The sequence below is a fragment of the Mucilaginibacter sp. MD40 genome, assembly GCF_002288635.1.
In the GTDB taxonomy this organism is placed as follows: domain Bacteria; phylum Bacteroidota; class Bacteroidia; order Sphingobacteriales; family Sphingobacteriaceae; genus Mucilaginibacter.
Genome location: NZ_NRSW01000001.1, coordinates 524542 through 548744, shown reverse-complemented (window position 1 = coordinate 548744; position 24203 = coordinate 524542). Strand labels below are relative to the sequence as shown.

Below are 24203 nucleotides of genomic sequence, written 5' to 3'. Positions count from 1 at the left end.
ACTAAATATCTATGAGAGCTAAATTAACTGTATGGGCGTTAACTGCCTTAAAAAAAATTAAACAGGCCGAAGATGCGCCTATTTTGGAGCGCCAAACCGCTTACGGTAACTTCGAGGTGATCTTGCTGGAAGACACCCTATGGGTTGTTGGCCGTTGGGGCAATAACGCCACCTCGGCATTCCGCACAGCCTATTCGCCATATGGCTTAACTATAACAAATAAAAAGGTTGAGGGCAATACTGCGGTTTTTGATCTGCTATCAGATGTCGGCGAATTTGAGGTGAGCATAAACTTTCCCGATACAGCATCGCCGCTTTTGCATTATGCAGTAAGCTTTAAAGCCGATGAGCCTTTAACTATACCTTACTGGCCAAAAGATGTATTGGCATTCTCCGAAACAGGTAAAAGTGACAGCGAGGGTGAACTATATATCAAACAAATTGGTATACGCACCGGAATGATATATGCCGGTTACGGGGGGATGCAAAAGGCTCGTTTCTATATTTCCAAAACCTCACTGCCATTAATGATTACTTTACTGCCACCGAAACCTCTGCCGCAGATACAGTTGGCGGCGAATGGCCTGAATGGGGTTTCTCGTTGCCGCCAACAAAGGAAAAGCTATTCCCGGCGGGCCGGCAAATGGTAATTGCAGATGCTTATGTATGTTTTAATGAAACATCACCAGCTAACCAGTTTGAGATAGCGATAGGTTTTATGGATGGCCTGGCCAATATTTATAGAGTGTTGCCAAAACCTGAAACTGTATACCGCGATTACAAGTCGGCCATCAAAAGCTCTATACATGATATCGAACATAACAAAGGTTGCTGGAGTCTGCATAAGGGGTGTTCTTATTTAAATGCCTATGTATGTGACTACGCTACGCCGCCCGAAATTATGGTACAGCTTGCCGTACTGCTCCCCGTTTGGGACTATCAGGATTGGAGTGGTGAACAACTGGTGTTTGCCAACCAGATTTATGATAATATTCAAACTTTCTGGAATGAAGAACTCCATACTATAAAGCGCTGGCTACCCGCTGTTGAGGACCAATTGGATGGTTCCGAAGAGCAAAAGGTTCCGGATACGATGGATGCCTGGTACCTGCACCACCCGCTGCTTAACCTGGCGCGTATGGCGCTTGCCGGTGATGAAATGGCGAAAGATCTTTTTCTGAAATCAATTGACTACGCCATAAAGGTAGCGCATCACTTTAACTATAAGTGGCCGGTTTTCTATAACATGCGTACACTGGAAACCATTAAGGCCGAAACCAAGCCCGGGGCCGGCGGCGAAAAGGATGTGGCAGGGGTATACGTGCAAATTATGTTGCAGGCATGGGACCTTACCGGCAACCGTAAGTTTTACGAAGAGGCCGAAACCGCCGCGCAATCGCTTAAACAGTTTGGGTTTGATGTTTTTTATCAGGCAAACAATGTAGCCTTTGCCACTAAAGCTACGTTGAGGCTTTATAAAGAAACCGGGAAACAGATATACCTGGATATCTGCAACATGCTTATTGCCAATATGTTTAAAAACATGGCCATATGGGAGTGTGATTATGGCTACGGAAAAAATTTCCCGCTGTTTTTTGGATTGTTTCCGCTTAATGATGCGCCTTACATGGCGGTTTATGAGGAGCAGGAATGTTTTGCCGCCTTCCAGGATCTGCTGGTAATGGCAGAGCAAGCTCCGCTATCAGAAAGTGCAAAACTGCTTTTAGCCGAGTACGTAAAATACTTTATCAACCGGGCTATATTTTATTATCCGCCAATGCTGCCTAATGAAATGCTGGCAGAAGAACCAACCACAGGCGAGATAGACCCCAAGCTCTGGATTGCGCTGGAAGACATACATGATGGCTGGGAAAAATCAGGTTCGGTTGGGCAGGAAGTATACGGCGCGGGCCTGGCCTTCGGTATTGTGCCAAGGCATTACATCATTATCCCCGGCCAGCCTTTTATGGTATTCATTGACTATCCTACATCAGGCAAGGTCATTAAAGATAATACGCTTTCCATTACAGTGCTGGGCAATGGGCAATTTACCTGCCGGTTGTGTGTCATCAAAACAGAAGATAAGGATATGCCGGATATCAGCGTTTTGGCGGGTAATAAACATGACCAGGAGTTGTTGGACAAAATGGATATGCGCCAAATGCCTTTAGAGGTAAATGTACATGGCGACCAAACGATCATCATCAGGTGGGCCAATTAAAGAATATAATATGGAACAACAGGAAATGAAAGCAGCGTTTAAAACGTTGGAGGGTGAGTTTGAAATAGGGGAGGCAAAACTACCTGAAATAGCACAGGATGACTGGGTATTGGCCCGGGTTAAAACCGCCGGGATATGTGGTACCGACCTGCGGCATTGGAAGAAAGAAGAGCCCGAACTTAAATGCAAAATAATAGGGCATGAACTGGCCGGTGAAGTGGTGGATGTTGGCCCTGCCGTAAAAAATGTAAAGCCCGGCGACCGTGTGGTTATTGAAACCGTTTTAGGTGACGATACCTGCGAATGGTGTAACATACAGCAATATAACCTTTGCCCTAACCTATACCCGGTACGTATGCGTACCGTATCTCAGGCCTTCGCGCAATATGTAGCAGGCCCTTGTAAAAAGTTTTATAAGCTGCCCGATCATGTAAGTTTTGAAGAAGCCACCCTGCTGGATACATTTTCGGTATGTATGCACGCCATCCAACTAAGCAACATCAGGCTTAATGATAAGGTGGTGGTGATTGGCGCAGGTTGCATTGGTTTGGGCCAGCTTCAATTGGCAAAAATCAGCGGTGCGGATGTATTAATTACCGATAAAGTGAACTCGGCACTGGATTTAGCAAAAGAATTAGGAGCCGATGTAGTAGTGAATACAAGTGAAGAAGATGCCCTGCGCAAAGTAATGGAGTTTACTGGGGGGCGCGGTGCCGATATTGTTTTTGAGTGCGCCGGGGGGATAGCCATGCCTATTACATTACCACAAGCCGTAAGCTTTAGCCGTATAGGTGGCAAGGTAGTAATAGTAGGCGGTTTCGAAAAAGAACAAAAAGGCATTGAGCTTGACTGGAGCCATATACAAATGTCGGAGATCAGGCTTATACCAAGCGCCAGCTACTCTTATTGGGATATCTATCCGGAGATGCAAATGTCATTAGACCTGCTGGCGAAAGGGAAGCTGAACGCCGCGAAAATGATAACGCACAGGTTCTCATTGGATGAGATTAACGAGGCGTTTGAAACAGCAAGGAATAAGGAAGAAACAGGAGCCGTATTTGTGGCACTTCATGTTTAACAATTTAAAAATAAGGATATGACTACAGCAATTAATAGCAATGCTTCGGCAGTGCTGGGCGGGATGAATGTGGTAATTACCGGGGCAACAACCGGTATTGGTAGGGCAACTGCGATATTGCTGGCACAAAAAGGCGCCAATATTGTATTTACGGGTTCAAACCAGGACCATCTTAACGAAGCGCTAAATGATATTAAAGCAGTTGGATCTGAGGCTAAGGTTACCGGCTTTGTGGCCGACCTTGCTACTAAAGAAGGTATTGAGGAGTTATTTAACCGTGCCGACGAGGCTTTGGAAAAAGTGGATGTATTAATTAACAACGCCGCCTTAGCCTTTCAGGGTATTACTGATGGTGACTATGAGGACTGGCAACGAATTGTAAACACCAATTTGCTGGGCTATATGGCCTGTACCCGCTACGCGCTTGACAGGATGCTGCAAAATGGTAGCGGGCACATTGTTCATGTTGGTTCCATGAGTGCTGATGTAAGGGAGAAAGGCAGCTCTGTTTATGTAGCCACAAAAGCAGGCATACAGGGCTTTGCGGAAAGCCTGCGGAAAGAGGTTTACGAGCAGGGCATAAAAGTAACGTTAATAGAACCCGGGGCGGTTGATACCGATATGCAGCCCTACAGCACCGACGAAAAAAAGGAAAAGCAGCAAAACCTGGAAATGCTTCAGGCGGACGATATAGCCGCTGCCATTGCTTACACCCTGGAGCAGCCTGCACGTTGCGATGTGGTGGAACTAAAGATAAGGCCTCATCTGCAAATGATCTGATGCCGGCCTTCGGGCTCATTATACGGGTTTAATTTATTTTATTGAAATTAATTTATTTAAAAGTTAATTTTTAAAAACATTGTTGGCAATGCAATGTTGAAAATATATACGAAGCCGCTGCCCGGAGATCATTAACAGATCTGAAATCACATCATTTTATTAACTAAAACACGCTGCTATGTTAGCTATGAATTATCGTGGCCCGTACCGGGTCCGTACTGTGCAAAAAGCAATACCTGAAATACTGCATCCCGAAGATGCCATTGTGCGTGTAACGCGGTCGTGCATATGCGGCTCCGATCTTCACCTGTACCATGGTATGGTGCCTGATACGCGGGTAGGCTCAACCTTTGGGCATGAGTTTACCGGTATTGTGGAAGAAGTAGGCCCTATGGTAAAAAATGTGAAGGTTGGCGATCATGTACTGGTCCCCTTTAACATCGCCTGCGGCAGGTGTAATTTTTGTAAACAAGGCCTGTATGGTAACTGCCACGAATCAAACCCTATGGCTACGGCAGTAGGGGGCATATTTGGGTACTCGCATACCGCGGGCGGTTTTGACGGCGGCCAGGCCGAATATGTACGTGTACCTTACGCTGATGTAGGCCCTACGGTGATACCGCCGGATATGGACCCCGATGATGCCGTATTGCTTACGGATGTAGTACCTACGGGCTACCAGGCGGCTGAAATGGCAGGCATAAAAGAGGGCGATACGGTAGTAGTATTTGGTGCCGGGCCAATAGGTATTATGGCGGCCCGCTGTGCATGGTTCTTTGGGCCGTCGAGGGTAATCGTGATCGATCATGTGGATTATCGGCTGGAGTTTGCTAAAAATTACGCCAAGTGCGAGGTATATAACTTTAAATCGTTAGAAGATCCCGTACTGTTCCTCAAAAAAACTACCGATTGGTATGGTGCCGATGTATGTATTGATTGCGTTGGCTGCGAGGCAGAAGGTAATACCCTTCAAACATTAACAGGCCGTGTAGGCCTGCTGCAAGCCGGCGCTACTACTGCCTTGCAATGGGCTATTAACGGGGTAAAAAAGGGCGGTATAGTTTCGGTTGTGGGTGTTTACGGGCCGCCCTTTAACCTCGTTCCTATAGGTAATATTTTAAATAAAGGGCTTACCCTGCGGGCTAATCAGGCGTCGGTAAAACGGTTATTGCCTAAGCTTATTGAGCATGTGCAGGCAGGGAGGCTCAAACCCAGCGAACTCATTACCCACCGCGTGCCGCTGGCCGAAGTGGCTGATGCCTATCATCTCTTTTCATCAAAACTGGATAACTGTATTAAAACAGTGCTCATCCCTTAAAATCAAATCATCATGACAGCTGATAACGAAAATTATAAAGATATACCCGGTTGGGGAATGGATGCTGACCCTGAAAACGAGCCAACCTACCCCATGAAACATTACACCGGCGATGACCATAAAAGATTAAATTATGAGCGTGCCGCGCAACAGCCACTCAATGTGGAAATACTGCAATCAATTGAACGGCCTGCTCCAACCGCTGTTTTCGGTACCAGCGTACCGCCATCCGGCTTAAGCGGCGCCATCAGGAGATTTGCTTTTAAACATAGCGAAGACAGGTACCGCCACTGGCTGCCGCTCATCCTCGCCGATCGCATAAATGTAGTAGAAGGGCTGATTGACGACATCAAGAGCGGGGAGTTTCCAAATGTTTTTGCAGAAAAAGGCTACAAGGCAGAATGGGAATATAATCGGCCTGCAATGATCAAAAAAGTATTTATAGGCGCATTTGTGGTAGCAGCCATTTGTTCATCATTAATTAACAGGAAACGTTAAGCATCTTAATCATAAACAACATGAAAAAGTACGTTTGGATAATAGCGATCGCTTTAAGCACGGGCCTTGTGGCTTGTAAAGGGAATGGTAGCACAGGCGCGTCAAGCAATGCCGGAGAGTCAGACTCGGCAGGTATAAATGATGGCACAGGTGCGCCCGGTTCAGGTACGGGCTCGGCAGGCGCCGGTACCGTAGGCGATAGCACCCGTACCGAACAGGATACGGTTAATGGTATTCCTGCAGCTAAAAAACCGGACACCTCCATTCATTGATACAATGAGCGGTTTACGGAAGCAAATGCCCGTATGGGTATGGCTTGTGATATGGTCGGCGGTAATTTTTTTTAACAGTTTTTACACTGTGCTGGCTGCTGTTTAAAAATAATAAGATATGGCAAAACAAGATAATATGGCTCCGGGCCAGCAACACGCGCCGGAAAACGGTAAGCAAAGTTACCGGCCCGATGAAGCAACAGGCGATGAAATAATAAAAGGAGCCCGTAATACCGATCAATTGGAAGAGCAGGAACAAAACGCGGCTGAATCCCCGGAGGAGCAACACGTTGGCGCCTCGCCTACGAAAGATCTGATTACACAGGAGGATACTTTGGCAGGTCATAAAACATATGAGGTAGCACAAAGCGGACACCCGGCCCTGGAAACTAAAGACGGTAAAAACAATGGTGCCATTCCTTCAGCATTTGATGGGCAGCAACCCAATCACCCATAATATTTAAAAAATGGATAACAGCAGAGGATATGTCAAGGGCCAAAGAGTAACTACCCCGGAGGGCGAAGGCGATGTGCTGGAAGTAATAGGTGATGAGATAAAGGTTAAACTATCATCAGGCGATGTAAGGACATTTGCCGAAGCTGACCTGCATGACGACTCAGCCGCCGGCTTATCAAATAAAACAAACTTGAAAACATGAACGATCCAAGAACAAAATATGAGAATAACCCCTTCCCGGCGGATAAGCAACCAAGCCCGGGAAGTGAGGAAAAGTTGAATCCAACGGCCGACCATGGCGAAAGCTCCTATAAAGGCTGCGGCAAACTGGAAGGTAGAAAAGCGATTATTACCGGCGGCGATTCGGGCATTGGCCGTGCTGTCGCGATAGCTTTTGCGCGGGAAGGTGCTGATGTGTTGATAGCTTATTTAAATGAGCACGAAGATGCTAAGGAAACCGCTCGTTATGTTGAAGAAGTAGGCCGCAAAGCGATATTAGTTAGCGGCGATATTTGTGAAGAAGCGCATTGCCGCCAAATAATTGATATGGCTTTAAGTGAAATGGGTGGTGTGGATATCATCGTTAACAACGCGGCTTTCCAAATGTCGCGCCCATCATTACAGGAAATATCAACAGAAGAGTGGGACCGCACTTTTAAAACCAATATTTACCCCATGTTCTATTTGTGCAAAATGGCCGAGGAACATTTAAAGCCGGGTAGCGCTATTATTAATACTACTTCGGTGAACGCTTACAAGCCTAAGCCCACGCTAATACCTTACGCGGCAACCAAAGGGGCTATCCAAAACTTTACATCCAGTATGGCGCAACTCTGGGGCGAGAAAGGTATACGTGTGAACTGCGTTGCCCCCGGGCCGATATGGACGCCGCTGATACCCTCAACCATGACAGAAGAGGAGATAAGTAAATTTGGCCAGGATGTTCCTCTTAAAAGGGCCGGCCAGCCCGCAGAACTTGCGGCGGCCTATGTGATGTTGGCATCAGAAGAAGCCAGCTTTATTTCAGGTGCTACTATACAGGTAACAGGTGGGATACCTACCATATAACATATTGCTATGAAAAAGATATTGATATTATTATTTACGGCGGCGGGGCTAAGCCTTACTGCCTGTGGCGATAACGGTAACCCTGAGGGGGCAATGGGAATTAACGATAAACCGGATAGCACCGCTTTTGATAAAAATGCAGATACGGCAGGCCGTTCAGGCGCGGCGCAGGATACCTCCGACAAAAATATCGGTCCTGGTAAAAATGATGGGCACGTGACCGACTCGGAGGATAAGCTAAAGCATAAGTAGTATTTTTTAGTGTGAGATAGATAGCAAGAACCAACCCATAGCGGTTGGTTTCTGCGTTTACATATAAACTATCTTCCAAATTAAATTGTTTTTTTGACACTTAATATTATAAAGGTTATATTGCAGTCTGTAAGAGATTTTAGAGATGCTTAAGCATGCACTTTTTTATTGTGTTTCTTACATTTTATCCTGCCAGTTAAACCATTTATGATAAAAAGATTAAGCATTAGCACCGTGTTAGCTGCATTGGCTATTTGCGCCATGCCGGGCCGGTCTAACGGTCAACAAAACCAATCCTTAAAAGTAAAGACCGGTAACATGGATGTTGCTGTGCAATTTTACTCGCCCGGTATTGTAAGGGTATTTAAAACGCCATCAAATCACCCCTACTCAAAAGCAAGCCTGGTAGTTATTAAAACCCCCGAAGCCACACGTGTTGTTAAACAGCAAAACGGCAATGAAACTACCTTGCGATCGGCAAGCTTAAAGGTGACGGTTAATCGCCTCAATGGCCGCATTAATTTTTATGACCTTAAGGGCCGCATCTTACTAAAAGATAGTGCTACCACATTTACGCCTCAGGATGATGCCGGTAAGCCTTCCTACAATGTCAAAGGCTCATTTGTATTGGATAAAGCCGAGCCCATTTATGGCGTTGGCCAGATAATGGATAACAAGTTCAATCGCCGCGGCGCATCTTACCAGATGAAAAACGAAAACACTTTTACCTACGCGCCATATTTCATGTCGATAAAAGGTTATGGTGTTTATTGGGATAATTATTCCATATCCAATTTCTCTGACCAACCGGGCGAACTGGCCTTTAAAAGCCTGGGCCATTGTGCTGATTATTACTTTATGTACGGGGGCAACGCCGATGGTGTAATTAAAGATATCCGCAGTCTTTCGGGCAAAGCGCCCATGCTGCCCTTATGGGCTTACGGTTTTTTCCAGAGCAAGGAGCGTTACAAGAACCAGGAAGAAAGCTTAAACGTGCTTAAGAAATACCGCGAATTAAAAGTTCCTATTGACGTAATTATACAGGACTGGAGGTACTGGCCCGAGTATAAAGGCACAGACAGTGCGTGGAACTCGCAGTTGTTTGATCCGGAACGTTTTCCGCAACCTCAAAAGTGGGTGGATGAGATTCATAAGCTCAACGCGAAATCAATGATCGTTACTTGGCCGGGCTTTGGCCCCAAAACCGACCAGCGTAAGGAGCTGGACAGTAAGAATATGATCATTAATTTTGATACCTGGCCACCAAACAGCGGCGCAAGGCCATATGATGTTTATAACCCGGCTGCGCTGGATATTTATTGGAAATACCTGAACAAAAGAATATTCAGCTATATAGGTAACGATGGCTGGTGGCTGGATTCAACCGAGCCGGATCATATCAATGTTAAGGAAACTGATTTTGACCTGCCTACCCATTTAGGTTCATACCGTAGCGTAAAAAATGCTTTTTCGTTAATGCATAACGGCGGTATCGCTACACATCAAAAAGCATTTTCGAAAAATAAGCGGGTAGTGTTACTAACACGCTCGGGTTTTGTGGGGCAGCAAAGATATGGTTCAAATACCTGGAGCGGCGATGTACCTTCGTCATGGGAGATGCTGCAAAAGCAGATACCGGCGGCGCTTAGCTACACTTTAATGGGTATACCTAACTGGAATAGTGATATAGGCGGTTTTTTTGCCGGTAGCTGGATAGACGGCGGTGGTGCTAAAAATCCGGGTTTCCAGGAGCTTTACCTGCGCTGGATGCAGTTTGGCGCGTTTTGCCCTATGATGCGTTCGCATGGTACAGATGTCCCTCGTGAAATATTCAACTTTGGTAAGCCCGGCGACTGGTGTTTTGACGGGCAGGAAAAAATGATCAACCTGCGCTACCGCCTGCTGCCTTACAACTATAGTACCTCATGGGATGTTTCCAGGAATGATGGTACGTTTATGCGCCCGCTGATAATGGATTTCGCGGCTGATACCAAAACACAAGAAATAGGCAGCGAATATTTGTTCGGCCGTTCATTGCTGGTTAGCCCGGTAACCAGGCCCGATGTTAAAACCTGGCCGGTTTACCTGCCTGCGGGTACTACCTGGTGGGATTTCTGGACCGGCGAAAAGCACGCTGGTGGGCAAACTGTAAGTAAAGATGTGCCTAAAGATATCGTCCCGATTTATGTAAAGGCTGGTACCGTGTTACCATGGGGCCCCTCAGTGCAGTACAGCAGCGAAAAGAAGTGGGATGACCTGGAGCTGCGTGTTTACCCCGGCGCTAACGGCAGCTTTACCCTTTACGAAGATGAGAAAGATAACTACAATTATGAGAAGGGTATGTACAGCACCATTGAATTTAAATGGAACGATGCTAAAAAGCAGCTTACCATAGGCAGCCGCAAAGGTAGCTTCCCGGGAATTCTTAGCAAGCGTAAATTTAACATATGTGTAGTTAAATCCGGTACAAACAACGGTATGGAGGCCAATGCGCCTGTAAAAACTATAAATTATATTGGTGGTGAAACGGTAGTTAAGTTGTAAATGAAAAGAGTTGTTTTTTTATTAGCGGCAGTATGGTGGGTGGCTATATTGCAGGCGCAAAGCACTAAAAAAGCCGCTGTTATAAGTAAACCCAAATATGATGGCTATTTGTTCGCTTATTTTGAAGGTTCCGGGCCGGGCGAACTGCAGGAGCAGCTCCGGTTTGCGGTAAGTGCCGATGCCATATACTGGAAAGCGCTCAATAACAATCAGCCGATTATACCCTCCGCGCAAATATCCGGAACGGGAGGCATTCGCGACCCGCATATTTTGAGGGGACACCATGATAAAGGTTTTTACATGGTGGCAACAGATATGTTCACTGTTAAAGATGGCTGGGGGCATAACCCGGGCATCGTGATGCTGCGCTCCAATGACCTGATCAACTGGACGCATGGTATTATTGATCTGGAGAAAGACTATCCGCAACAGTTCCCAAACATACAATGGGTTTGGGCACCACAAACCATTTATGATGCTAAGGCGGGCAAGTACCTGGTTTATTTCACCGTTAAATTCAAAGATAACCCCGCGCTTGATTTTTACTGTGCTTATGCCAATAAAGATTTCACGGGCTTTGAGGCAGCGCCCAAACCCATGTTTAAAGCGAAATACGGTGCCATTGACGGCGATATTATTTATAAAGATGGTTTGTACCACTTTTTTTATAAAGGCAATACAAAGGATGCCGAAGGTAAAGAAGTGTCAAACGGGATACAGCAGGCCACCAGTAAAAGTTTACAAGGCCCATGGTTGGAAGATTTTAAATACATAGATGCCTACTCGGCCAGGCACATACCGGTTGAGGGTTCGGGGATATTTAAGCTGAATAATAAGGACGAATATATCCTGATGTATGACCTATACACCAGCCAACGTTACGAGTTTCAGCGGAGTGCAGATCTTTTCAATTTTACTCAAACGCCGGAGTCCTTTACTAAAGATTTCAACCCCCGGCATGGTACCGTGATCAGTATAACCCGTACAGAAGCGCAGCGACTAAATAACAAATGGGGCGGGGTGCCTGCTGAATTACTTGACAAATCCAATTAAGCGCGAATGATATCCAGGAAGATTAAAGGAATTTTTGCCGCCGGCTATATCATAGCAGTTCTTTTTGCGACTGATGCAGTTTTTGCACAGCAGGCGAAAGACTCGTTATATCATTTTACCTCATCGGGTAATCCTGTTATCAGGCATAAATACACGGCGGACCCTGCGGCCATGGTAGAGGGCGACACCCTATGGCTATTTACCGGACACGATTACGCCGGAGGCCAGAATGGCTATAAAATGAAGGATTGGTGCGTATTCTCTACTACCGATATGCAGCACTGGGCCGAATACCCCACTCCACTAAAGATCACCGATTTTAAATGGGATAAAACCGGCGATGCTTATGCAGCGCAGGCCATAAAGCGTAACGGTAAATATTACTGGTATATCAGTACCAATGGCTCGGGTATTGGTGTGGCGGTGGCCGACAGGCCCCAGGGCCCTTATCATGATGCTATTGGTAAACCCCTGCTCACCAATGCCGATTGCTTTGCTTCAACCCATTACTGGACCTGTATTGACCCTACCGTAATGATCGATAAAACCGGCCAGGCCTGGTTATTCTGGGGTAATGGCGTATGTTATTATGCCAAACTGAAAAACAATATGATAGAGATTGATGGCAAGGTGGGCAAGATAGATTTCCCGGGGTTTAAGTTTGAGGAAGCGCCGTGGATACACGAGTATAAAGGCAAATATTACCTTTCATACGCATCCGGCCTGCCCGAGAAAACCGCGTATGCCATGGCCGATCGCCCGGAAGGGCCTTACCGCTACAAAGGCATATTAAATGAACTGGCCGGTAACTGTGGTACCAACCACCAGGCAATAGTAGCATTTAAAGGGAAATGGTACTTTATTTACCATAACGGAGGCATAGAGCGCGATGGTGGTAGTTTTAGCCGTTCGGTATGTATTGACCGGCTATACTATAACCGGGATGGTTCCATGAAAAGAGTAGTAATGACCTCCGAAGGGGTTAAGCCTGCAAAATAGTTTCTCCTGAGGAAACATATAAAAAAAGAGGCCTTCAATTGAAGGCCTCTTTTTTTAATTCAGATAAGTTTTTAACGATACCGCCTGCCTGCTGCCACGAAGCCTTGCAAGGGCTTTATCTTTAATTTGCCTTACGCGCTCACGGGTAAGGTTAAACATATTGCCAATTTCTTCCAGGCTGTGCGCGTGCTGATGTTTAAGGCCGAAGAAAAGTTCCAATATTTCTCTTTCCTTATCGCCAAGTATGCGCATACTTTCGTTTACATCAATACTTAATGATTCATTCATCATGTCTTTGTCTGTATCCGGGTCAGCGCTCTTTAAAACATCAAGCAGGGTATTATCCTCATCAGCCGAGAAAGGCGTGTCATAAGACAAGTGCCTGCCCGAATTGGCTAATGAGCCGGTTATTTTTTCAACGGTAAGTTCCAGGTCGTCCGCCAATTCTTCGGGAGTTGGCTGCCTTTCATATACCTGCTCTAATTTAGATGCCGCCTTTGCTATTTTCGACAGGTCGCCCACCTGGTTGGCTGGTAAACGCACCATGCGCGATTGTTCGGCGATAGCTGCCAATATAGACTGGCGTATCCACCATACGGCGTATGATATAAATTTAAAGCCTTTTGTTTCATCAAAACGTTTTGCTGCCTTAACCAGGCCCACGTTACCTTCATTGATCAGGTCGCCAAGCGTTAGTCCCGAGCTTTGATATTGTTTGGCTACAGAAACCACAAAGCGCAGGTTGGCGGTAGTTAAACGCTCAAGCGCGGCCTGGTCGCCCTCTCTTATTTTTTGAGTTAAGATCACCTCTTCCTGTGCGGTAACCATCGGAATCTTGGCAATGTCTGACAAATATTGATTCAACGACGCCGTCTCACGATTGGTGATAGACTCACTAATTTTAAGTTGCCTCATTTGTTTAAATATTTAAAATGTGAATTTGCTAAAGATTCAGAGCCTTGTAATGCGCTAAAAGCTAAATGGTTCTCATTGAGATAACAGCGGGTTGCTGTATGCTTGCGGTTGAAAAGGAATTTTAAAATCTTCAGTATGCAAAAGTAAGCAATATCTTAAAAAATAGTGTCTCCTGAATGTCAGTATATCGCTGATATTCAAAGCGGAATTTTGAGGAAACAAGAGCCTGGAGGTTTAAAACGCCGGGTCAAAATTAAAGCATATCGGGTTGGCTAATGCTACCATACGGCCACTAACTGCCGCCCAACCCGGTAGTTGAGGGTATGGCGTTTGCGGCCCTTCAACCATCACCCGGTAATAGGTGCGGCCTGTTGAGGCAGGGGTGTCGGTAAACTCTGCCACAGGTGCTTTGCCTGTAACGGTATAAGTACCAAATTTCTCTCCGTTTTTAATGATGCTGATGGTGTATTCACCCTCGGGGAAATGGTCGGTGATGAGTTTTACCCGGAAATTAACCGGCTTGCCGCTTGCTTTGGCGTTATCACCCATCATCATATCCATTTGGCCATCCTTGTTAAGGTCGGCATAAAACTCAACCCTTGGTGCATAGGGGTTGGCGCTTACAGATACACGGCCATTGGTTAAGGCGTCAACTACGGCCTGCGCGCTCCGGTTTTTGGCAAATACCCAGGTAGTAGGGGTGCCCACATAGTTCACTTTTGCCTCGCCGCTATTTTTGGTGGCTTTGTCAGGGCTCTCGGGCATGCCGTGATGCGCGTCGCTGCCGCCACGACCGGTAAGTTTCCTGCCCGACGAAAGCATGTCGTCCCATATCATTATGGCATTGGCGTTTTTACCCCAGAGGGCAGAGTTCCATACCTCTATGGATTGTACCAGGTCATAAGAATAGCCGAAATTATCCTTACCGCTGGGGTGGTTGGCCGACAGGTGTATGCCAAGTTTGTTTTTTACTTTGGCGATGTTCACATCCCGCTGATCACGCACATCATATAACAACTGATGATCATATGGCTTTGCCGAAAATACATTGCCATGCCCGCGCGTGGTGGTCCACTCGGCACCATACAGCAACAAAAGGGAGTCAGACTTAAACTCCGGATCAGCCCAGGTATGGTGCGCCACATCGCCCTCTACGTGGTTATCATGGTCAGTAATACAAACGTAATCCATCCCTACAGAACGTGAAAAGGAAATGATCCTGGAAATGGGGTTATTTGACGACTCCTTGCTATGTCGTGAGTGTACGTGCAGGTCGCCCTTTAGCCAAATACCATCAGTAAGGCTGGCCGGAGGAGGTATCATGGCTATCGGTTTAGCCGTCCACGGGTTAACATGTTTAGATTGTGCCGAGGCAAACTGGCATGTGGAAGTCAGTAATAGCAAGAACTGACAGATAACAGAGAATTTACGGGTAATGCTACCAGAGGAAGAATGCATGTGATGGAAATGAAGTGGCTTTTTTTGTTAGCCGATATCCCGGGGTATCAAAAATAACGGTGCGCAATGGTAGGCAAAGTGTGTAAAGCCATCTTTAGCTTACTATTATCTTTTTGCAAGATTGGGTTGTAGTAATCCGATTAGGTCTGGTGTCTTAATTAGGTATTAATACATCGTTAAATAATCCTTTAATAAGAGAGGAGTTTGGGTTGTTTTTATTGCCAAAATCATCAATAAGCTAACATTCAATTGATATTATGGCAATAGAACTGCCCTTACTTTGCGGTCAATTTAAATTGCACAAAAACTCCAAAATTTAAACAGGTTATTTATGAAACAATTTTACGAGCGTTTTTTAAATGATGGCAAAAAATACCCAAGGCAGTTGCTGCTGATGGTATGTGCTGTCATGATCAGCGTATTGCCGGCTATGTCACAAACCGGCAAAACAATAAGAGGTACGGTTACCGATGAGAAGCGCGAACCGCTTCCGGGTGTATCAGTTACCGTAGTGGGCACCAATGCCGGTGCCATGACGGATGCCAAAGGCCAGTATACACTCAATGTACCCGGAGCCAATGCAACCGTACGGTTCAGCTTTGTAGGCTATTTATCTAAAGATGTAATTGTGGGTGCAGGCAACGTGATCAACGCTAACCTGGTGCCGGATGCCAAACAACTGAAGGATGTTGTAGTAATTGGTTATGGTACAGCGAGCAAACGCGATGTAACGGGTTCTATCACCACTTTAAAGTCTGAAGAGTTTAACGTGGGTGCTACCACTACCCCGGCCGAGCTTTTGCAGGGTAAGGTAGCCGGTTTAAATATTACCAAAAGCGGCGACCCCAATGCAGCGCCTTCTGTAGTACTGCGTGGCCCATCAACCATCAGGGCTACCGGTGGCGCACAGGAGCCTTTTTATGTGATAGATGGTGTGCCGGGTGCGTCAATTGATGTATTGGCACCTTCTGATATTGAAACGATCGACGTTTTAAAAGATGCTTCATCAACCGCTATTTACGGTTCACGTGCGGCAAACGGTGTAATTATCGTAACTACCAAAAGGTCTAAAGCAGGCCAGAGCCACCTCAGCTACAACGCTTATGCCACTATGCAGGAGGTATCTAAAAAGATAAATATGCTAACCGGCGACGAGTTGCGTAAATACCTGGCCGATAATGGTGTTGCTCCTCTGGCAAAACCACTTGACGATGATGGTTCAAACACCAACTGGCAAAACCTAGTCGAGCGCAAAGGTTATTCACAAAACCATAACTTAAGCTATAATGGCGCCAGCAACAGTGCCGATTACGGAGCAAGCGTAAACTACTTTAAAAACGAAGGTGTGCTTAAACGTACCGCGTTGGAGCGTACCATATACCGTGGTTATGTTAACCAGCGTTTTTTTGATAACCGCCTCAAGTTAAGCCTTAACTTAACCAACAGTAATACCAACAGCGACGATATTTACCAGAACTACGTGTTGCCGGCTATGTTGTTCTATTTGCCAACCGTAAGTCCGTTTAACCCTGATGGTACCTACAAAGAGAACTATCAGCGTACAGGTAGCGGTACTTTAAACCCGCTATCGTTGTTAAACAACAATACCATTAAGAGTAATGATAACAAAACCCTGATCAATGGTATTGTGCAGGTGGACATTCTCAGAGGTTTAAAATTTACGCTTAGCGGTTCGCAACAGCGCGATCAGTTCAATTACAATACTTACCTCAACAGCCAGTCGGGCCTGGCGGTGAACCTTAATGGTGTAGCCCGCCGTTCAGCTATCCTGAACACCAACAACATTGTTGAATCGTACTTTAACTACGACAGGGACTTCGGTCGCCATTCATTAAAATTACTGGCAGGTTATTCGTACCAACAAAACCGCACCAGCGATGGCTTTGGCGTACAAACCCAAAACTTCAGCAACGATAACCTTACTTACAATAACCTTTTCCTGTCTAACCCGGCATCGGTATCACAGATCGTGTTTGATAACTCACCGATATCAACCCTGCGTTTAATATCATACTACGGACGTGCACAGTATCAGTTTGACGATAAATACCTGGTGCAGGCATCATTACGTGATGATGGTTCATCTGCTTTTGGTGCTAACCACCGTTATGGTTTGTTCCCCGCGGCATCAGTAGGCTGGAGGATCATCAGTGAAGACTTTATGCAGAAGCTGCCTGTTTTCAGTGATTTGAAATTACGCGCCGGTTACGGTAAATCGGGTAACAGCGTTGGTTTCGATGCCTTCTCGTCTATATTGATATACGGTACCCAAACCAATAACGGTACCAGCAGCAAATTCCTGTCAAACGGAAACATTACCAATGCTATTGGCCCAGTGCGTAACGAAAACCCTGACCTGAAATGGGAGAGTACCGCCACTACCAACATCGGTTTGGATTTCGGTTTATTCAAAAACCGCATTACCGGTTCGGTAGATTACTATATCAAGAAAACTTCCGACCTGATCTATGATCAATACCCCGTATCATTAACCCAATACTTTACTAATACCATCACGGCAAATGCCGGTAAGATCAGCAACAAAGGTATCGAGGTGGTATTAAACGCTACTGCGGTTAAAGCCGGTTCATTTACCTGGAAAACATCCGTGAACGTATCGCACAACAAAAACGTTGTGGAAAGTTTATCTAAAGGCCAGTTCAACCTGCCATCGTTCTACACGGCGCAGTTAGGCGGCAAGGGCCAATCAGGTAATTACAGCCAGATCGTTCAGCCCGGCCAGCCTATCGGTACTTTTTACCTGTATCATTACATGGGTAAAAACGCTAACGGCGTAAGTACTTACCAAAATGCTGCGGGTAACACCATCGCTACCCAGCCTTTAACAACCGACCAGCGTATAGCCGGTAACGCGCAGCCAACGGTAATTTACGGCTGGACCAACACTTTCTACTACAAAAACTTCGACCTGAATTTCCTGATCAGAGGCGTGGCGGGTAATAAGATACTTAACGCCACTTTGGCCAACCTGAACAACCCGGCTGATGCTAAACTGCAAAATATCCCGAGGTTTACACTGGGCGAGTCATACAAGGATATCAACGCGTACCTGATATCAGACCGTTTCCTGGAAAGCGGCTCATACGTGCGTTTGGATAACGCCACACTTGGTTATACCATTAAGCCTAAGATCGCCGCTATCAAATCAATCCGCTTGTATCTGTCAGGCAATAACCTGTTCGTGATCACTAAATACAAGGGTATTGATCCGGAAGTGAACATCGGCGGTTTAACACCGGGTATTGATAACAACAATTATTATCCTAAAACGCGTACGTTCTTATTTGGCTTAAACGCATCGTTTTAATTTATTCAACAGCATATTAACATGAAAAAGATATATACAGTATTAGCAGGATGCGCGGCAGTAATAGCCGTTAGTTCTTGTACTAAGTTAGATGTGCCGGTAGAGTCGCAATATGTAAAGGCTAACTTCCCCGTTACCACAGCAGATTACAACGCGCTTACAGGTACCATGTATTCCAACCTGTCATCAAACTTCGCGGTAAACTACTGGAGGCTGCAGGAGCTCTCAACAGACGAGGCCATTATCCCGGCACGCGATGGTAACTTTGACGATGGCGGCCAGTACCGCCAGTTACATTACCACACCTGGACTGCCGACCACCCTACCGTTACTGCTATATGGCAATGGGGTTTTAGCGGTATAAATACCTGTAACCGTTTATTAACCGTTATTGACGCGGCTAACTCACCGGCATCTATAAAAACAGCTTACATGGCCGAGATAAGGGCCATGCGTGCGCTGTACTATTACTTTATGATGGATACTTATGGTAATGTACCCATTATTACCACCTTCCCGGTGGCTACGCCGCCGGCCAACCAGCCAAGGGCTAAGGTGTTTGACTTTATAGAAAGCGAATTAAAAGCTGTATTACCATTGCTGCCTGCTAAAACCAGTAACAGCACCACCAATACAACACAGTATGGCCGCCCTACAAAGGGTATGGCTTTTGCCCTTTTGGCAAAAATGTACCTAAATGCCCCGGTATATAACGGTACCAACCGTAACCAGGATGTGGTGACCATGGCTGATAGCGTGCAGGCTAACACTAACTATTCTTTAACCCCTAAATACAGGGATATTTTCCTGCCTACTAATGGCCCTGGTGTGAGCGAAACTATTTTTGCTATCCCTTATGATCAGCAAATACCGGGTAACCAGTTCACCCGCTTTGGTTTCTTTTTTTACCTGGCACAGGCTTACGGGCTTAACGTGAACTTGAGTATAGCCATGAGTACTACGCCGGAGTTTTATAATCGTTTTAATATCCCTAACGACTTCCGCACCAAAACCTGGTTGGTTGGCCCGCAATATTATCCAGATGGTAACGGTGGCTTCACCAGTCAGCCGGTGTATTACCCCAATACTACCACCCAGATCAATATTACACCGCAACTGATATTGGTGCCGGGCAAACCGATGGACCTGGGCAATACCATTGCCAGCCAGTCTGAAGGTGTACGTTCAATTAAGTACTACCCCGATCCGCAGATCATCCAGTCGACCCGCTTAAATGGTAACGATGTTCCGGTTTTCAGGCTGGCTGATGTTTACCTGATGAAAGCAGAGGCTATTTTACGCGGCGCAACGCCAACCGTTATCAACGGCGACGCGCAAACACCGCTTAGCCTGGTAAATAAACTGCGCGCCCGTGCAGGTGCTCAACCGGCCTCAACTATTGATCTGACGAGCCTGCTTGATGAACGTGCCCGTGAGCTTTCATGGGAGGCATGGCGCCGTAACGACCTTATCCGTTATGGCTTGTTCGAGGTGGAGTATCCGCTACCGAACGATAACCTGAAAATGAATACCGACCCAACCCGCAGGTTATACCCTATACCATCAACAGAATTAAAAACTAATCCTAACCTGGTGCAAAACACCGGTTATTAATAAAGCAGAACAGCCGGTTTTAACCGGCTGTTTTTTTAATATAGTATATGAAAAATATATTTGGCTTATTACTGATAGCGCTTTTACCTGCCGCAAAACTTACCGGTCCCGGCGATAATGTACCTATGAATCATGTGCAGGTGATAGGTTCGCATAACAGCTATAAGAAAGCGATAGATCCCAAATTGTTCAAATTGCTGCAAAAAAATGATTCGGTATCGATGTCAAAGATCGACTATGAGCATATTAGTCTTACAGCACAATTAAACATGGGTTTGCGTAACCTGGAGATTGATGTGTATGCCGATACAGCCGGCGGTAAATATGCCCATCCTAAAGGTTTAACCTGGGCGCCGGGGCAACCGCCATATGATACCGAAGGCCTGATGAAAAAGCCTGGCTTTAAGGTGTTTCACATACAGGATATTGATTACCGCAGCAATTGCCCTACCTTTGCCTTATGCCTGCAGGAGTTAAAAAAATGGTCCGACGCCCACCCTGGGCATAGCCCCATTTTTATTACCATGAATGCTAAGGACGAGCCAATGAAACGGCCTGGCTTTACCGTGCCGGATAAATTTACCTCCGCTATTTATGACAAGCTGGATAAAGAGATAGCCGATAACCTGGGGCTGAATCACGTAATTACACCTGATGACGTGCGCGGTAAATACAGTACACTGGAAGAAGCGGTATTGCATCAAAACTGGCCTTCGCTCAAGAAAGCTAAAGGTAAGTTCATCTTTCTGCTGGATGAGGAGGCGCCAAAGAACCTCGAATATGTAAAGGGGCATCCATCGCTTAAGGGCAGGGTATTGTTTATCAATGCGCAGCCCGGCACGCCCGAAGCCGCTATTTGTGTAAGGAACAATGCCCGTAAGGAACTGGCAGAAATTACCTCGCTGGTTAAAAAAGGGTATATTGTGCGTACACGTGCTGATAGCGATACAGAAGAAGCAAGGGTAAATGATAAAAGCAGCTTTGAAGCGGCCATGCGTTCAGGCGCGCAAATTATCTCTACAGATTATTACTTAAAAAGTACCCACTTTAAATCAGACTATGTAATTAGTTTTCCTGGTGGAGGGTATTTTCGGATGGATCCAATATTCAGCTCAAATAAAAAATAATTACCAGTATGAAACGCAGAAGCTTCCTTAAAAATACGGCCCTTACTACCCTGGGCGCATCATTGGTTAGCCCAATTATGGCTATGGCCGAAAATAACGAGATTACTCACCTGGAAAGTGAGGACCTCTCGGCATCATCATTAAAAGATGAGTATGACGTGCACTTTATAGCCATAGGCGACTGGGGCCGTAACGGGGAGTATGACCAAACAGAAGTGGCCAAGCAAATGGGCCTTTGGGCGTTGAACAACCCCAATGATTTTGTGGTATCAGTAGGTGATAATTTTTACCCACGGGGGGTAGTGAGCGAGCATGACCCGCTGTGGCATTATTCTTTCGAAAACATTTATACAGCGCACTCGCTGCAGTGCGACTGGTACCCGGTGCTGGGTAACCACGATTATGGTTCGGATACAGAAGCGCAAATACGTTACAGCAAGGTAAGCCGCCGCTGGTGTATGCCCGCCCTGTATTATTCCAAACAATACAAGCTGGGTAATAATGATAAATTGCTGATGCTTTTTATTGATACCGACCCCATGATGCATGCCGAGCGGAAAGCGCAGGTGGAGCAGCAAATGGTGTGGATAGACGAGCAGTTACGCAACGCCCCTGCTGATGTAAAGTGGAAAATAATTGTGGGCCACCATCCTTATTACACCGTTGGCCCGCGTATAAAAAATTATGATACACTAACCGTACGCGAAAAGCTGAGTCCCGTTTTCGCCAAATATATGGTTGACATTTATCTTTCCGGGCATGACCATTCCTTGCAGCACCTTAAACCGGAGGGAGTTACACACCAGTTCATATCAGGCGCCGGTTCGGAGCTTACACAAGTTACCGAAGGTATACCTTACAGCCGTTTTCAGGCATCAGACCACGGTTTTATGTGCTTTGCCATTAATAAGGATAAAATTAATGTTAAAGCCGTTAACGCAACGGGCAAGGTGCTTTACCAAACGGAACTTAAAAAGTAGCATAGGGCTGAGCCATTAACAAGGGGTCGGGGTTTTGGTCTGGCTTTTGAGCGGTAAGGGCGTTTGCTTAAGCAATTACTATATTTGAGCCTATGCCCTTGCATTCTAATAATATCATTATCATCCTGGGTGCCATTGTGGTGCTCAGTTATTTTTTCAATCTCATTGCGCGGGTAACCCGTATACCATCGGTGCTGTTGTTAATTGGCACGGGTATCGGTATCAGGTATTTCTCTGTTTACCAGGGTTTTGTTCAGCAGGATGTATCACGCCTGGTAAAGATACTCGGCGTAGTTGGGCTCATCATGATCGTGCTGGAGGCCGCGTTGGAACTGGAGATGAACAGCCATAAGCTTCGCCTTATCCGGAACTCGTTTTTCTCCGCGCTTGTCATCTCTCTGGTGTCGGCATTGGGTATAGGTTGGCTCATACAATACTGGCTGGGCGAATATTTTGATAAAGCTTTCCTGTACGCCATCCCAATGAGTATCATCAGCAGTGCTATCGTTATACCCAGTACCGAGCATTTGCCCGGCCCTAAAAAGGAATTTATTATTTATGAATCTTCCTTTTCGGATATCATTGGCATCCTGGCTTTTAATTATATGTTGTCGAAAAATGTGCTTAGCCTCATGTCGGGCGTATCATTTTTAGCCAACATTGGGTTAGCCATATTGATCGCGGTAGCGGCATCTCTGTTTTTAATATTTATACTGGCAAAAATTACCATCAAGCTAAAGTTTTTCCTGCTTTTCGCGGTTCTTTCCATTATTTATGCCACAGGCGAGGCTATTCACTTGCCCTCTTTACTGATCATACTGGTATTCGGCCTGGTATTAAATAATACGGATATCTTCTTCATCGGGAAATTAAAAAACTTTGCCTTGCCGGCAGATATGGAAGGCACGCTCACCGTGCTCCGCTCCATTACCGCCGAAACTTCTTTCCTGATCCGTACTTTCTTTTTTATACTTTTTGGTTATACTATTAACCTCGACGTGCTGTTTGAACCTACAGTATGGAAACTGGGTTCCCTGATCGTATTGGCGCTGTTGCTCATCAGATTTCTGTACCTGCGGTTTATATTGCGCACCAACCTTTTCCCCGAGCTTTTCCTGATGCCACGAGGCCTCATTACCATACTCTTGTTTTACAGTATCCCGGCCGAAAAATCGTTACAGAGCTTTAATGTGGGTATACTATTTTTTGTGGTGACTGTTACCAGCATATTAATGATGATAGGCCTGCTCATTTACAGGGAGGACACCAAGAACTTTGAACGGATAGATTCAGAAAAGATCAGCCAGGGGCGTTAAATATGTCACTGCTGCCTATTGAAGGTAATAGTGAATATTACCGGCGGCTTTCAACCGTATAAACAAAACTGTCGGCTTTGTAATAGCCAAGGTTATATTCTATAGGCCGTTCACCCTGGTCAAAAACAAAACGTTTACGGAATAGTACCGGTTCGTTAACTTTGATCTGGAGTTTCTCGGCTATTAATGCATCGGCGGCGTGGGCGCTAATTTCCTCTTTAGATAAACTTGCAATAGTAGAGTAGTCCTGTTCCAATAATTCGTACAACGGGCGTTTAAAATCTTCATCGCCGGTTAGGCCAATACGTGGATGGAAGTAAGATATAAAATACACAAAAGGTCCGTCGTTACGGCCACGTACACGTTCCATCTTCAGTACCTTCTTGTCGGTTTTTATTTCAAAGAAGTTGGCAAGTGTTTCATCCGGAAAAACCCAGGTAACATGCAGTTCAAAGTTTTTAATATTGATGCCCCGCAATTTCATCTCTTGCGAAAAGCTGAGCCAATTGTTTGATTTTGAGCTTACTGTAGACTGATTTACTTTTGTGCCGGCACGTTTCTTACGTACCAGTAAACCTTCATACACCAGTTTATTAATGGCTTGCCTTAAAGTAGTACGGGATATGGCAAGCAGCTTTGCTAATTCAACCTCATTAGGTAACAACCTGCCATTTTGGTATTCGTCCTGGCTTATCAGTTTTCTCAATAATTCCTCGGCCTGTATATGCAGGGGGATGGGGCTTTTATGGTCAATAGAATACTTCATACCGGTTGTTCATACAATGATAGGTATTTAATTGAGGTTGTGCAAATGTATGTACATATTGTAAATTATACACATCGCTTTTCACCGGTTTAGCTTTGCGATCTTAAAATTATTTCCACAAATAAATTTGGATAAGAA

Annotated in this window: 22 protein-coding genes; 19 read left to right on the top strand and 3 right to left on the bottom strand. The window is 45.6% G+C overall.

Annotated elements, in window-relative coordinates:
* Positions 1-11: 11 nt before the first annotated feature.
* The 14 genes from CKK33_RS02385 to CKK33_RS02320 all read left to right on the top strand — a co-directional run bounded on the left by CKK33_RS02385 (position 12) and on the right by CKK33_RS02320 (position 12540).
* On the top strand, positions 12-650 hold the full coding sequence (locus tag CKK33_RS02385) for a hypothetical protein (RefSeq protein ID WP_095702570.1): 639 nt from the start codon (positions 12-14) through the stop codon (positions 648-650).
* Complete coding sequence (locus CKK33_RS02380) at positions 644-2221, top strand: hypothetical protein (protein WP_095702569.1); 1578 nt, start codon at positions 644-646, stop codon at positions 2219-2221. Before CKK33_RS02385 ends, CKK33_RS02380 begins: the two co-directional genes overlap by 7 nt.
* Positions 2184-3299, top strand: a complete 1116-nt coding sequence (locus tag CKK33_RS02375; RefSeq protein ID WP_198952434.1) for a zinc-binding dehydrogenase — start codon at positions 2184-2186, stop codon at positions 3297-3299. Before CKK33_RS02380 ends, CKK33_RS02375 begins: the two co-directional genes overlap by 38 nt.
* A gap of 18 nt (positions 3300-3317) precedes the next feature.
* Positions 3318-4079, top strand: a complete 762-nt coding sequence (locus CKK33_RS02370; RefSeq protein WP_095702568.1) for an SDR family oxidoreductase — start codon at positions 3318-3320, stop codon at positions 4077-4079.
* Between the two features lie 178 nt (positions 4080-4257).
* Positions 4258-5397: a zinc-dependent alcohol dehydrogenase gene (locus CKK33_RS02365; RefSeq protein WP_095702567.1), complete on the top strand. Its 1140-nt coding sequence runs from the start codon at positions 4258-4260 to the stop codon at positions 5395-5397.
* 12 nt (positions 5398-5409) lie between these two features.
* Positions 5410-5895, top strand: coding sequence for a hypothetical protein (locus CKK33_RS02360; protein ID WP_095702566.1), 486 nt, complete (start codon positions 5410-5412; stop codon positions 5893-5895).
* A 20-nt stretch (positions 5896-5915) separates the two neighbouring features.
* Entirely contained in the window at positions 5916-6167 is a 252-nt protein-coding gene (locus CKK33_RS02355) for a hypothetical protein (protein ID WP_095702565.1), read from the top strand.
* Between the two features lie 118 nt (positions 6168-6285).
* Complete coding sequence (locus CKK33_RS02350) at positions 6286-6624, top strand: hypothetical protein (RefSeq protein ID WP_095702564.1); 339 nt, start codon at positions 6286-6288, stop codon at positions 6622-6624.
* A gap of 10 nt (positions 6625-6634) precedes the next feature.
* Positions 6635-6826, top strand: a complete 192-nt coding sequence (locus CKK33_RS02345) for a hypothetical protein (RefSeq protein ID WP_095702563.1) — start codon at positions 6635-6637, stop codon at positions 6824-6826.
* The gene (locus CKK33_RS02340; protein WP_095702562.1) at positions 6823-7692 is read left to right on the top strand and encodes a glucose 1-dehydrogenase; all 870 of its coding nucleotides are present in this window, start codon (positions 6823-6825) and stop codon (positions 7690-7692) included. The genes CKK33_RS02345 and CKK33_RS02340 overlap by 4 nt, the downstream gene beginning before the upstream one ends.
* Before the next feature lie 9 nt (positions 7693-7701).
* Positions 7702-7944 (top strand): hypothetical protein, encoded by a 243-nt coding sequence (locus CKK33_RS02335; protein ID WP_095702561.1) that lies wholly within the window; start codon positions 7702-7704, stop codon positions 7942-7944.
* Between the two features lie 207 nt (positions 7945-8151).
* Positions 8152-10488, top strand: a complete 2337-nt coding sequence (locus CKK33_RS02330; RefSeq protein ID WP_095702560.1) for a TIM-barrel domain-containing protein — start codon at positions 8152-8154, stop codon at positions 10486-10488.
* On the top strand, positions 10489-11541 hold the full coding sequence (locus CKK33_RS02325) for a glycoside hydrolase family 43 protein (RefSeq protein ID WP_095702559.1): 1053 nt from the start codon (positions 10489-10491) through the stop codon (positions 11539-11541).
* 6 nt (positions 11542-11547) lie between these two features.
* On the top strand, positions 11548-12540 hold the full coding sequence (locus tag CKK33_RS02320; protein ID WP_095702558.1) for a glycoside hydrolase family 43 protein: 993 nt from the start codon (positions 11548-11550) through the stop codon (positions 12538-12540).
* Positions 12541-12594: 54 nt separating this feature from the next.
* On the opposite strand, the gene CKK33_RS02315 is transcribed toward CKK33_RS02320, so the two are convergent.
* Together CKK33_RS02315 and CKK33_RS02310 are read right to left on the bottom strand one after the other, a co-directional pair.
* The gene (locus CKK33_RS02315; protein WP_095702557.1) at positions 12595-13455 is read right to left on the bottom strand and encodes an RNA polymerase sigma factor RpoD/SigA; all 861 of its coding nucleotides are present in this window, start codon (positions 13453-13455) and stop codon (positions 12595-12597) included.
* Positions 13456-13689: 234 nt separating this feature from the next.
* Positions 13690-14913: a CehA/McbA family metallohydrolase gene (locus CKK33_RS02310; RefSeq protein ID WP_095702556.1), complete on the bottom strand. Its 1224-nt coding sequence runs from the start codon at positions 14911-14913 to the stop codon at positions 13690-13692.
* A gap of 331 nt (positions 14914-15244) precedes the next feature.
* Between CKK33_RS02310 and CKK33_RS02305 the strand changes: the two genes are divergently transcribed.
* The 5 genes from CKK33_RS02305 to CKK33_RS02285 all read left to right on the top strand — a co-directional run bounded on the left by CKK33_RS02305 (position 15245) and on the right by CKK33_RS02285 (position 23299).
* Positions 15245-18262 (top strand): TonB-dependent receptor, encoded by a 3018-nt coding sequence (locus CKK33_RS02305; RefSeq protein WP_095702555.1) that lies wholly within the window; start codon positions 15245-15247, stop codon positions 18260-18262.
* 21 nt (positions 18263-18283) lie between these two features.
* Positions 18284-19876, top strand: coding sequence for a RagB/SusD family nutrient uptake outer membrane protein (locus CKK33_RS02300; RefSeq protein WP_095702554.1), 1593 nt, complete (start codon positions 18284-18286; stop codon positions 19874-19876).
* 47 nt (positions 19877-19923) lie between these two features.
* Positions 19924-21003 (top strand): phosphatidylinositol-specific phospholipase C1-like protein, encoded by a 1080-nt coding sequence (locus CKK33_RS02295; RefSeq protein ID WP_095702553.1) that lies wholly within the window; start codon positions 19924-19926, stop codon positions 21001-21003.
* Positions 21004-21011: 8 nt separating this feature from the next.
* Positions 21012-21983 (top strand): metallophosphoesterase, encoded by a 972-nt coding sequence (locus CKK33_RS02290; RefSeq protein ID WP_095702552.1) that lies wholly within the window; start codon positions 21012-21014, stop codon positions 21981-21983.
* 92 nt (positions 21984-22075) lie between these two features.
* A complete protein-coding gene (locus tag CKK33_RS02285; RefSeq protein ID WP_095702551.1) occupies positions 22076-23299 on the top strand; it encodes a cation:proton antiporter in 1224 nt (407 codons plus the stop codon).
* A 37-nt stretch (positions 23300-23336) separates the two neighbouring features.
* Here the strand turns inward: CKK33_RS02285 and CKK33_RS02280 are convergent, their stop codons facing one another.
* Positions 23337-24065, bottom strand: a complete 729-nt coding sequence (locus CKK33_RS02280; RefSeq protein WP_095702550.1) for a GntR family transcriptional regulator — start codon at positions 24063-24065, stop codon at positions 23337-23339.
* Positions 24066-24203 lie beyond the last annotated feature (138 nt).